This is a genomic window from Brevibacterium rongguiense, assembly GCF_009857845.1.
GTDB lineage: Bacteria > Actinomycetota > Actinomycetes > Actinomycetales > Brevibacteriaceae > Brevibacterium > Brevibacterium rongguiense.
On the sequence record NZ_WWEQ01000029.1, the window covers coordinates 25,736 to 36,598 of the forward strand.

Annotated in this window: 11 protein-coding genes and 1 riboswitch; of the genes, 5 read left to right on the top strand and 6 right to left on the bottom strand. The window is 72.5% G+C overall.

Annotation, left to right across the window (positions count from 1 at the left end):
* Nucleotides 1–131: 131 nt before the first annotated feature.
* Both GSY69_RS08050 and GSY69_RS08055 read right to left on the bottom strand, forming a co-directional pair.
* A complete protein-coding gene (locus tag GSY69_RS08050; protein WP_160953348.1) occupies nucleotides 132–1,121 on the bottom strand; it encodes a Ppx/GppA phosphatase family protein in 990 nt (329 codons plus the stop codon).
* A 194-nt stretch (nucleotides 1,122–1,315) separates the two neighbouring features.
* Nucleotides 1,316–1,792 carry a Dps family protein gene (locus tag GSY69_RS08055; RefSeq protein ID WP_160953349.1) on the bottom strand — a complete coding sequence of 159 codons (477 nt, stop codon included), beginning with the start codon at nucleotides 1,790–1,792 and terminating at the stop codon, nucleotides 1,316–1,318.
* A gap of 120 nt (nucleotides 1,793–1,912) precedes the next feature.
* Between GSY69_RS08055 and GSY69_RS08060 the strand changes: the two genes are divergently transcribed.
* Complete coding sequence (locus GSY69_RS08060) at nucleotides 1,913–2,446, top strand: mycothiol transferase (RefSeq protein WP_160953350.1); 534 nt, start codon at nucleotides 1,913–1,915, stop codon at nucleotides 2,444–2,446.
* Nucleotides 2,447–2,474: 28 nt separating this feature from the next.
* On the opposite strand, the gene GSY69_RS08065 is transcribed toward GSY69_RS08060, so the two are convergent.
* From GSY69_RS08065 to GSY69_RS08080, 4 genes are read right to left on the bottom strand one after another with little or no spacing between them, the layout of a single operon-like run.
* Nucleotides 2,475–3,260, bottom strand: a complete 786-nt coding sequence (locus GSY69_RS08065) for an enoyl-CoA hydratase/isomerase family protein (RefSeq protein WP_160953351.1) — start codon at nucleotides 3,258–3,260, stop codon at nucleotides 2,475–2,477.
* Nucleotides 3,261–3,263: 3 nt separating this feature from the next.
* Nucleotides 3,264–4,388, bottom strand: coding sequence for a bifunctional 2-methylcitrate synthase/citrate synthase (locus GSY69_RS08070; protein ID WP_160953352.1), 1,125 nt, complete (start codon nucleotides 4,386–4,388; stop codon nucleotides 3,264–3,266).
* Nucleotides 4,385–5,290, bottom strand: coding sequence for a methylisocitrate lyase (gene prpB / locus GSY69_RS08075; protein WP_160953353.1), 906 nt, complete (start codon nucleotides 5,288–5,290; stop codon nucleotides 4,385–4,387). Before prpB ends, GSY69_RS08070 begins: the two co-directional genes overlap by 4 nt.
* The gene (locus GSY69_RS08080; protein WP_160953354.1) at nucleotides 5,290–6,786 is read right to left on the bottom strand and encodes an MmgE/PrpD family protein; all 1,497 of its coding nucleotides are present in this window, start codon (nucleotides 6,784–6,786) and stop codon (nucleotides 5,290–5,292) included. Before GSY69_RS08080 ends, prpB begins: the two co-directional genes overlap by 1 nt.
* Before the next feature lie 244 nt (nucleotides 6,787–7,030).
* On the opposite strand from GSY69_RS08080, the gene GSY69_RS08085 reads away from it, so the two are divergent.
* From GSY69_RS08085 to GSY69_RS08100, 4 genes are all read left to right on the top strand, one after another.
* Nucleotides 7,031–7,555, top strand: coding sequence for a DUF4916 domain-containing protein (locus GSY69_RS08085; RefSeq protein ID WP_160953362.1), 525 nt, complete (start codon nucleotides 7,031–7,033; stop codon nucleotides 7,553–7,555).
* A 104-nt stretch (nucleotides 7,556–7,659) separates the two neighbouring features.
* Nucleotides 7,660–7,765: riboswitch (TPP riboswitch) on the top strand.
* A 24-nt stretch (nucleotides 7,766–7,789) separates the two neighbouring features.
* A complete protein-coding gene (locus tag GSY69_RS08090; RefSeq protein ID WP_160953355.1) occupies nucleotides 7,790–8,398 on the top strand; it encodes an ECF transporter S component in 609 nt (202 codons plus the stop codon).
* Nucleotides 8,398–9,867 (top strand): ABC transporter ATP-binding protein, encoded by a 1,470-nt coding sequence (locus tag GSY69_RS08095; protein WP_160953356.1) that lies wholly within the window; start codon nucleotides 8,398–8,400, stop codon nucleotides 9,865–9,867. The genes GSY69_RS08090 and GSY69_RS08095 overlap by 1 nt, the downstream gene beginning before the upstream one ends.
* Nucleotides 9,864–10,697, top strand: a complete 834-nt coding sequence (locus tag GSY69_RS08100) for an energy-coupling factor transporter transmembrane component T family protein (protein WP_160953357.1) — start codon at nucleotides 9,864–9,866, stop codon at nucleotides 10,695–10,697. Before GSY69_RS08095 ends, GSY69_RS08100 begins: the two co-directional genes overlap by 4 nt.
* Nucleotides 10,698–10,863 lie beyond the last annotated feature (166 nt).

Genomic DNA, 10,863 nt, shown 5'->3' on the forward strand with positions numbered 1-10,863 from the left:
CCGGTGGCCGTCTGGCGCGCAGGCGGCCAGCGGGTGGACGTGCGGGCCGGCGGGCCCGAGGGCCCGCGGGCGCGGAATGCCCCAGAGGTGGCAGGCGACGCGGGAGCCCGTGCGCCAGGCGGTGCGGCGCCTCAGCTGCGGCCCGCGGCCGCGAGCGTGCGGTGGGCGGCATCGGAGGGCGAGAGCGCCTCCGCGGAGTCGAGGAGGTCGAGCCGCCGGAGGATGATCCCCTCGCGCAGCGCCCACGGGGAGATCCTCATACGCTCGATGCCGAAGATCGCGAATGCGGCCTCGGCGACGATCGCACCGGCGAGCACCTGGCCGGCGCGGGCCTCGGAGACGCCGGGCAGCTGGGCGCGCTCGGCGTTCGTGCGACTGGCCAGGGCGTCGACGATGCCGGGCAGGTCGCGGCGGGAGAGGGTGCGGGGCACGAAGATGCCGTCGGCGCTCGGGGCGGCGCCGGCGATCCGGGCCAGCGAGCGGAAGGTCTTCGAGGAGCCGACGACGTTCTCCGGCGCGCCCACCCGGTTGATGTCGCCGGCGATCCGGCCGATCGTGCGGCGGGCGTGGTGGCGCAGCCGGGCGAGCTGCTCCTCGGAGGGCGCCTCGTCCGGCAGGAAGTCCGCGTGCATCCGGCCCGCGCCCAGCGGCACGGACAGCGAGGCCTCGGGGTACTCGTCGTGTCCGGCCGCGATCTCGAGCGAGCCGCCGCCGATGTCGAGGAGGAGGATGTTGCCGGCCGACCAGCCGAACCAGCGGCGGGCGGCCAGGAACGTGATGCGCGCCTCGTCGTCGCCGGTCATGACGGTCAGGTCGAGGCCGGAGGCCGTGCGGATGGCCTCGATGACCTCCTCGCCGTTGGGCGCCTCGCGGATGGCGGAGGTCGCGAAGGCGAGGATCTGCTCGGCCCCCTGGTCCTCGGCGATGTCGATGGCCTCGCGGCAGAACGCGATGAGGCGATCGCGCCCGTAGCCGGAGATCGAGCCGTCGGGCTTGAGGTATTCGGCGAGGCGCACCACCTCCTTGTGGGAGGTCGCGGGCAGCGGCGGCGCGCCCACGTGGGCGTCGACGACGAGGAGGTGGATGCTGTTCGACCCGATGTCGAGGACCGCTAGGCGCATCGGGCCAGTGTATCCGCGCCGGGCACGGTGCCTGTCCGCCGCCCGTCCAGGAGGCGCAGGGCGCGCACAGGGGCCCGGCAGCGCGCGGCTGCCGGGCCCCTGTGGGCGTCGGCCGGATGAGGACTCACATGCTGAGCACGGCCGATGCCGTGCGCCGTTCGGCCGTGGCGCCGGACGGCGTGAGGTGCGGCGGGTTACTTCGCGGCGGGCTTGCGGTTCTCCGCGGAGATGAACCAGGCCTGCTGCTCGAGCTTCTGGGTGTACTCGTGCAGGATGTCCGCGGTCGTGGGGTCGGCCGCGTCCACGGCGTCATGGATCTTGCGCATCGTGCCGGTCGCGGCGTAGATCGCATCGGTGATGCGGTCCACCGCATCGTGCGTGGAGATCTCGCCCTCCGGGAACGCCGGGAGGCTGGACTCCTTGGCGACGACGACCGCGCGGCCGTCGGGCACGGCGTAGAGCGCGCGCATCCGCTCGGCGAAGTCGTCCGCTCCCTCGCGGGCGATGTCGATGACCTCGTCGAGGTTGAGGTGGAGGTCGCGGAAGTTGGTGCCCAGGATGTTCCAGTGGGCCTGCTTGCCCACCAGGCTCAGGTCGATGAGATCGGTGACGACGCTCTGCAGGTTCTCGGCCAGCTCGTGGGACGCCTTGAACGGGGCATTGTCTGCCATCGCGTTTCCTCCTCGGGTTGTGGTTTTTCTTGCTACACGGTGTAGAACACGGCGCCCCGGGAGATCATTCCTGCTGGCGGCGCCCTTTTCGCCACCGCCGCGGCGCATTAGTGTGCAGGCATGGAATCGATCGCCATCCTCACCGACCTCGCCCGCCGGCCCGCCGATTCGCTTGCCGCCATCGCCGATTCGCTCGACCCTGCGGTGCTCAACGTCCACGTGGGCGGCCACCCGAACTCGCCGGCGTGGCTGCTGTGGCACACGGGCCGCGAGATCGACGTGCAGATCGCGGACCTGGCGGGCACCGAGCAGGTGTGGACCGCCCAGGGGTTCGACGCGCGCTTCGACCTGGGCCTGGACGATGCCGAGCTGGGCGCCGCGCAGATGGGCTACGGCCAGTCGGCCGAGCAGGCGGAGCGGATCGTCGTCGACGATCCGCGCCTGCTCATCGACTACATCGAGGCCGCGACCGAGGCGCAGGTCGACTACGTCTCGCAGCTGACCGAGGCGCAGGTCGCCGAGGTCATCGACGAGCAGTGGGATCCGCCCGTCACCCGGGCCGGGCGGCTCATCAGCGTGAGCGTCGACGCCGCCGAGCACATCGCCCAGGTCGCCTACGTCCTGGGCACCGACGCCGCGTACGGCGCGCGCTGAGCGCGCGGGCGCTCACCGGCGCCCGCCCTCACGCCTCCCAGTCCTGGCGGCGGGTGGTGAACGCCGGCGCCTCCTTGGCGAAGAACGCCCGCTGCCCCTCCGTGATCTCGTGGGCGTACGCCTCGGCCAGCCAGCCGGCGGCCTCCGGCGACGGCTCCGCTCCCCGCAGGATCCGCTTGACCCCCGTCTGGCTGAGCGCCGAGCGCCCGGCGATCGTGGCCGCGAGCTCCCGCGCGGCGGCCAGCGGCTCATCGGCGGACCGGTGGATGAAGCCCAGGCGCAGCGCCTCGTCGAAGTCGATGATCTCCGCGGTCAGCAGGAAGTACCGCGCCCAGGACTCGCCCAGGATCGCGGCCAGCCGCCGGGTGGGGCCCGGGGGGTAGACGAGGCCCAGCTTCGCGGCCGTGACGCCGTAGATGGTGCCCGGCGCCGCGATGCGCACATCGCAGGCCGCCGCGAGCTCCGTGCCCCCGCCCACGCAGTTGCCCTCGATCGCGGCGATGGTGGGGATGTCCACGGATGCGAGGGCCGCCTCGGCGGCGGAGTTGGTCTCCCAGAACTCGGCGAGCGGCACGTCGAGGTCGTGGATGTCCGAGCCCGCGGAGAAGTGCCCGCCGGCGCCGGTGAGGATGAGGACGCGCACCTCGGGGTCCGCGTCGATGTCGTGCAGGATGCCCGGCAGCGCCTGCCACATGGCGCGCGAGAGCGCGTTGCGCTTGGCCGGGCGGTCGATGACGAGGGTGCCGATGCCGTCGGCGACGGAGTAGGCGAAGCCCTCGCGATCGGCCGCCCGGCCGGTCTGCTGCGCGGTCATCGCTCAGCCGCGGTCGGCCGGGACCTCGCGCTGCTCCTGCCCGTCATAGGCGCTCAGCGGGCGGATGAGCGCGTTCGCGGCCTGCTGCTCCATGATGTGCGCGGTCCATCCGGTGATGCGGGCCATGACGAAGATGGGCGTGAACTGCTCGGTGTCGAAGCCCATGAGGTGGTAGGCGGGCCCGGATGGGTAGTCGAGGTTCGGGTAGATGCCCTTGCGGCCCACGAAGTCCTCTTCGAAGGCGTTGTAGAGGTCGAGCAGCTGGGTGTCGCCGGTGACCTCCACCATCGATTCGAACGCCTTGCGCATGGTGGGCACGCGCGAGTCGCCGTTCTTGTACACCCGGTGGCCGAAGCCCATGATCTTCTTCTTCTCCGCCAGCGCCCGGTCGATCCACTCCGACGCCCGATCCGCCGTGCCGACCTCCTCGAGCATCGCCATGACGGCCTCGTTGGCACCGCCGTGCAGCGGGCCCTTGAGCGCGCCCACGGCCCCGGCGACCGCGGAGTACATGTCCGAGGTGGTCGACGTGATGACGCGGGCGGTGAACGTGGAGGCGTTGAACGAGTGCTCCGCGTAGAGGATCATCGAGATGTCGAACGCGCGGACGATCTCCTCGGCCGGGACCTCGTCGAAGACCATGTGGAAGAAGTTGGCCGCGTAGCCCAGGTCCTTCGAGGGGGCGACCGGGTCCAGCCCGTGGCGGCGCCGGTGGTCGATCGCGACGATCGTGGGCAGCTGGGCGTAGAGGCGCTCGGCGATGCGGCGATTGGCCTCCTCCCCCGTCTCATCGGCGTGGGGGTCCACGGCGCCCAGGTAGGCGACGGCCGTCTGCACGACGTGCATGGGGTGGGAGTCGCGCGGCAGCGACAGCAGGAGGTCGACGAGCTGGGGGTCGATCTCGCGCTTGTCGCGCTCGCTGCGGGTGAACTCGTCAAGCTGCGCGCGGGTGGGCAGCTCGCCGTGCCAGATGAGGTAGGCGACCTCCTCGAAGCTGCACGCGGCGGCGAGCTCCTGGACGGGGTAGCCGCGGTAGGTCAGGGAGTTCGTCTCCTGGACGACCTTCGAGACGGCGGTCGTGTCGACGACGACGCCGGCGAGGCCCTTCTTGATGTCCTGCTCGCTCACTGGTGGCCCTCCTGAGAGAAGTTGAAGATGCTCGCGTCGAAGTCGTTGTACGCGTTGTAGTCGATCGTGTCGTAGAGGTCCGCGCGGGTCTGCATGCCCTCGACGAGCGAGGCCTGCGTCCCCTCCGAGCGGATCGTGGCCAGCCCGCGCTTGATCGCGCCCATGGCGATGCGCAGGGTGGTGACGGGGTAAATGACCATCGACACCCCCGCATCGGCGAGCTGCTGCGTCGTGAAGAGCTCGCTCTTGCCGAACTCCGTCATGTTCGCCAGGATCGGCGCGCCGACGGCGTTGGCGAACGTCTCGAACTCGCCCAGGTCGCGCATCGCCTCGGGGAAGATGAGATCCGCGCCGGCATCGACGTAGGCCTTGGCCCGATCGATCGCGGCCTGGAGTCCCTCGCCCGCCCGGGCGTCCGTGCGGGCGCTGATGACGAATGCGTCGTCGCGGCGGCCCTTGACGGCGGCGGAGACCCGCTTGACCATCTCGGCGCGGCTCACCACCTCCTTGCCGTCCAGGTGGCCGCAGCGCTTGGGGTTGACCTGGTCCTCGAGGTGCATGCCGGAGAGCCCGGCGTCCTCGAACTCCTGGACGGTGCGGGCGACGTTCATCGCCTCGCCCCAGCCCGTGTCCGCGTCGATGAACGTGGGCAGGTTCGTCACCCGCGCGATCGCCCGGCCGTGGTCGGCGACCTCCGTCAGCGTGGTCAGGCCGATGTCCGGCAGGCCCTGCGCGGCGGAGAAGGCGCCGCCGGAGATGTAGACGCCCTCGAAGCCCTCCTGCTCGATGAGCTGGGCGTTGATCGGGTTGATCGCGCCCGGGAACTGGGCGATCGCATCTTCGGCGAGCAGCTCGCGGAAGCGCACCCGGCGCTCGTGCGCGGTGGCGGTGGCCCCGAGCATCAGAAGATCCCCTTCGAGCCCGAGTGGCCCAGGCCCTCGACGACGAAGCTGAGCTGGCGGATGTCGTCGGCGCCCAGCTGCTCGAGGTTCTGGGCGAGGTCGAGGAAGCGGTTCTGCTCGGCCTCGCTCACGATGCCCTCGGAGAGCGTGCGGAACTTCTCCACGTAGTTCTCCCGCGCGAAGGGCCGGGCGCCCAGCGGGTGGGCATCGGCCACGGCCAGCTCGTCGACGAGCGTCGAGCCGTCCTCGAACTCGATCTCCACGCGGCCGCCGAAGGCCATCTCGTCCGGATCGGTCGAGTGGTAGCGGCGGGTCCACTCCGGGTCCTCGCGCGTCTCGATCTTGTGCCACAGCTCGACGGTCTCCGGCCGGCCGGCGCGCTCGGGGGCGTAGGAGCGCTCGTGGTGCCAGCCCTCGTCCTCCATCGCGACGGCGAAGATGTACATGATCGAGTGGTCGAGCGTCTCGCGGCTGGCCTTCGGGTCCATCTTCTGCGGATCCTCGGCGCCGGTGCCGATGACGTTGTGCGTGTGGTGCGAGGTGTGGATGGTGATCTTCTTGATCGTGGACTTGTCCGCGATCTGCGCGCCCATCCTGCGCGCGAGGTCGATGAGCGCCTGCGCCTGGTACTCCGCGGAGTGCTCCTTCGTGTAGGAGTCGAGGATCGCGCGCTTGGCCTCGCCGGAGCCGGGCAGCGGCACCGTGTAGCGGGCATCCGGTCCGGAGAGGATCCAGGCGATGACGCCGTCCTCGCCCTCGTAGATGGGGCTCGGCGAGCCCTCGCCGCGCATCGCGCGGTCGACGGCCTCGATCGCCATCTTGCCGGCGAACGCCGGGGCGTGGGCCTTCCACGAGGAGATCTCGCCCTTGCGCGACTGGCGGGTGGCGGTGGTGACGTGCAGCGCCTGGCCGATCGCCTGGTAGGTGACGTCGACCGGCAGGTGGAGCATGGCGCCCAGGCCGGCGGCCACCGAGGGCCCGAGGTGGGCGACGTGGTCGATCTTGTGCTCGTGCAGCGAGATGCCCTTGGCCAGGTCGATCTGGATCTCGTAGCCGGTGGCGATCCCGTTGATGAGGTCCGCCCCGCCGACGCCCAGGTGCTGGGCGACCGCGATCATGGGCGGGATGTTGTCGCCGGGGTGCGAGTACTCCTTGGCGAGGAACGTGTCGTGGAAGTCGAGTTCGCGCACCGCCACGCCGTTGGCGAACGCGGCCCACTCGGGGGAGATCGTCGTGCTCAGGGCCTCGCCGAACACCGTGGAGCCGGGGGTGAGCGCGTGCGGCAGGGCCTGCTCGCGGGCGTGGGTGGGGGCCTTGCGGCGCACCGAGGCGGCGGCGACGGCGGCGTTGTCGATGACCCGGTTGATCACCATCTCGGAGACCTGCGGGTCCACGGGGACCGGGTCCGCGGCCACCGAGGCGATCTTGTGGGCGAGCTGGTCTTCGCGCGCCAGCTTCTCGGAGCTCTTGTAGGTGCGGACTTCGTGATCGATCACGGACGCTCTCCTTCGTGTCAACGTCGACAGTGTGCGGTGGCGCACTTCGCCACCACTCTAACCTCCGGCCCGCCGGCGCAGCGCGCCCCACCGGCCCGGAAATATCTTGACATCAAGGTACTTCACCGCGCGGCAGCGGCCAAGGGCGGGGCGCCCCGGATGGCCCGCGGCGGCCGTCGTCCCCCTCCCGCCGCACTCGCCGGAGGGCCCCGATGTGTCACGATGACTCCATGACGCGACAGCCCTGGACTACGACGACAACTGGCTCGAACCGGACGAGATCGCGCAGCTGCGCCGCCGGCTGCCCATCGCCTACGTCAACGCGGTCCCCGTGCAGCTGGGTGACAGCGGCGCCCCCGAGCGGGTGGGCCTGCTGCTGCGCACCATGGCCGAAGGGACGCTCGGCCGCGAGATCGTGGGCGGGCGCGTGCGCTTCCACGAGCCGCTGCGCCGCGCGCTCACCCGCCACTGCGAGAAGGACCTGGGCCCGCTCGCGCTGCCGCTGCTGCCGCCCTCGCTGACGCCCTTCCACGTGGCCGAGTACTTCCCCACCGAGGGCGAGTCGAAGTTCTTCGACCCCCGCCAGCACGCGATCGCGCTGTGCTACATCGTGCCGGTCCAGGGCGAGTGCACGCCCCGCCAGGACGCCCTGAGCCTCGACTGGCTCACGCCCGCCGAGGCGCTGCGCCGCGAGACGCTCTCCGAGCTCTCCCACGGCCAGCAGCACATCGTCAAGGCCGCGCTCGCCCACCTGGGCCTCCTCCCGTAACCGCTCCCCCGCGCCCGAGGCGCGGGCCGGTGCGCCGGCGCGCGGCACCTCGGCCCGGGCGCGGCTGGGAATCTCCCCAGAGTCGTGCGGATTGTGTAGTCTGGGCCCCACGACAGGGGAGCGCCGTCAGGGGCGCTGAGAGTGCGCAGCGCGCAGACCCTCGAACCTGATGCGGCTCATACCGCCGAAGGAAGTCGAGTCTCTTCACCCCTCCTTGCCATAAGGAGGATCTTCATGACCGCACCGACATCCGACCGCCGCGCCCGCCCGGCCTATGCGTGGCGGGTCGTCGACATCGTCGTCGCCGCCGTCCTCGCCGTCGCGTGCGGCCTCATCTTCACCCTGTGGTCGGCCTCGTGGTCGGTCATGCAGGTGCCGTTCGCCGCGTTCCCGCCGGCCGGCGGCCTGCTGACCGGCGGCTGGGTGATCGCCGGCCCGCTGGCCGGGCTCATCATCCGCAAGCCGGGCGCGGCCCTGTTCTGCGAGCTGCTCGCCGCGGTCATCGAGGCGGCCCTCGGCTCGCAGTTCGGCCTGGGCGCCGTGTTCTCCGGTCTGCTCCAGGGCGCCGGAGCGGAGCTCGCCTTCGCGCTCTTCGCCTACCGCCGCTTCACGCTGCCCGTCGGCCTGCTGTCCGGGGCACTGGCCGGCCTGGCCCTGGGCATCCACGAGGCGATCATCTACTACGCGGAATGGGCGACCATGTGGAAGTTTGTGTTCTTCATCGCCACGACGATCTCCGGGGCCCTCATCGCCGGCCTGGTGTCGTGGCTGGCGATGAAGGCCGTCGCGAAGACCGGCGCGCTCTCCGCGTTCGCCGCCGGACGGTCCAACCGCGAGGTCTGATGCCCGCGGACATCCTTGCCCGCGACTTCGGCTGGCGCCATGCCGGCCGGAAGCGGGCGGCCCTCGCCCACATCGACCTCGAGGTCCCCGCGGGCCAGCGCGTGCTGCTCGCGGGCGCCTCGGGGGCGGGCAAGTCGACGTTCCTCCACGCCCTGGCCGGCGTGCTGCCGGCCGAGTCCGGCTACCAGGAGGGCGAGCTGCTCGTGGGCGGGCAAGAGCCCGACCCCTCGGCCGGGCGCACCGGCCTGGTGCTCCAGGACCCCGACTCGCAGGTCATCCTCGCAACGATCGGCGCGGACGTGGCGTTCGGGATGGAGAACCTGCGCGTCCCGGCCGCCGACATCCCGCACCGGGCCGCCGCCGCACTCGACCTCGTGGGCCTGGCCCTGCCGCCGGAGCGCTCCACGCAGGCCCTGTCCGGCGGGCAGAAGCAGCGGCTGGCCATCGCCGGGGTCATCGCCATGGCCCCGGACGTCATCGTCTTGGACGAGCCCACCGCCAACCTCGACCCCGCGGCCGTGACCGAGGTCCGCGATGCCGTGCTCGCCGCGCAGGCCCGGACCGGGGCCACGATGCTCGTCGTCGAGCACCGCGTGGAGGTCTGGGCCGACCACGTCGACCGGGTCGTCGTGCTGGGCCCCGAGGGCGTGCTGGCCGACGGCCCGCCGCGGGCGGTGCTGGCCGATGCCGGCCTGCGCCCGGCCCTGCTCGACGCGGGCCTGTGGCTGCCCGACCTGCCCCTGCCCGCCCCGCGGGCGCGCGCCGCGGGCGGTGAGGAGCTGCTGAGCGCGCGGGGGCTTGAAACCGGGCGCGGGCGAGCGCTCACGGCCGCGGGCATCGACCTCGACATCCGCGCGGGCACCGCCACCGGCTTCGTCGGCCCCAACGGCACCGGCAAGTCCACGACGGCGCTCACCCTCGCCGGCCTGCTGCCCCCGCTGGCCGGGACCCTCCGGGCGCAGCCCGCGCTGCTGGGCGCCGGCACCGGCCGGCCCCGGGGCAGCGCGCCGCACGGCTGGAGCGCCCAGGAGCTCGTCAGCCGGATCGGCACGGTGTTCCAGGAGCCCGAGCACCAGTTCATTGCGGCGAGCGTGCGCGCGGAACTGGAGTTCGGACCGCTGCGCGCCGGGCTGGGCGAGGAGATCGCCGCCGCCCGCGCGGACGAGCTGCTCGCCCGGCTGCGGATGGAGACCCTGGCCCCCGCCCACCCGCAGACGCTCTCCGGTGGGGAGAAGCGGCGGCTGTCCGTGGCGTGCATGCTCGCCGCGCAGCCGCCCGTGCTCATCGTCGACGAGCCCACCTTCGGCCAGGACGCGCGCACGTGGCGCGGCCTCGCTGAGCTGCTGGGCGACCAGGTCGACGCGGGCGGTGCGCTCCTCGCAGTCAGCCACGACGAGGAGTTCCTCACCGCGGTGGGCGCGCGCCGCTGCGCGTTCGCCCCGGCCCCGCGCCCGCAGGAGGTGCGATGAGCGACATCGTCATCCGCAGCGAGCCCGCCGCGGCGCCCCCCGTCGCCGCGCTGCTGCCCGTGGCGCGCCGGACCTGGGTCACCCGCTCCAATCCGGTGGGCAAGATCATCGCGATGGCCGTCCTCACGTTCGGGGTCGTGCTCAGCATCGACATCGTCTCCGCCTCGCTCATGCTCGCGCTCATCGCCCTCACCGCGCCGCTGGCCGGCGTGCGCGCGGCCGTGCTCGCCAGGCGGCTGTGGTTCATCCCCCTCATCGCGCTGGGCGCCGGCTACGGCACCGCCCTGCTCTCGGAGAAGTCCGGCACCGTGCTCCTGCAGCTGGGCCCGGTCGTGTTCTCCACCGGCTCGCTGCTGGCCGGGCTCGCCGTGGCGCTGCGCACGATCGACCTCGTGCTCCCGTGCGTGCTGCTCGCAGCGTCCATCGACTCGACGGAGCTGGCGGACTCGCTCGTCCAGATCTGCCGGCTGCCCGAGCGGTTCGTGCTCGCCTCGCTGGCCGCCTCCCGCCTCGTGGGACTCTTCGCCGCCGAGCTGGCGACCCTCCAGATGGCCCGCCGCGCCCGCGGCGTGGGCGGCGCCGGGCCGTTCGCCAAGCTCGCAGCGTTCTTCCCCGTCTCGTTCGCCCTGCTCGTCCAGGCGATCCGGCGGGGCACGCGGCTCGCGATGGCCATGGAGGGCCGTGCCTTCGGCACCGCCGGGCGGACCTGGTCGCGCACCTCGCGCCTGGGCGGGCGCGATGCGGTGCTCATCGTCTGCAGCGCGGCGATGGCCGCCGCCGCCATCACGGCGGCGGTCGCGACGGGCGCCTGGAACCTCATCTTCACCTAAGGGCCGGCTGGGTTTCGCCGAGGGGCGGCTGGGTTGCCGAGGGGGCCGCCTAGCGCCGGCGCGCGGAGGAGCCCGGCGAACCGGGATCCGAACGCAGTGGCCAGCGCGGCGGCCGGCGCGGCGGCCGGCGCGGCCGGTCAGCTGCGTGTACTCCCCCGGCGTGATC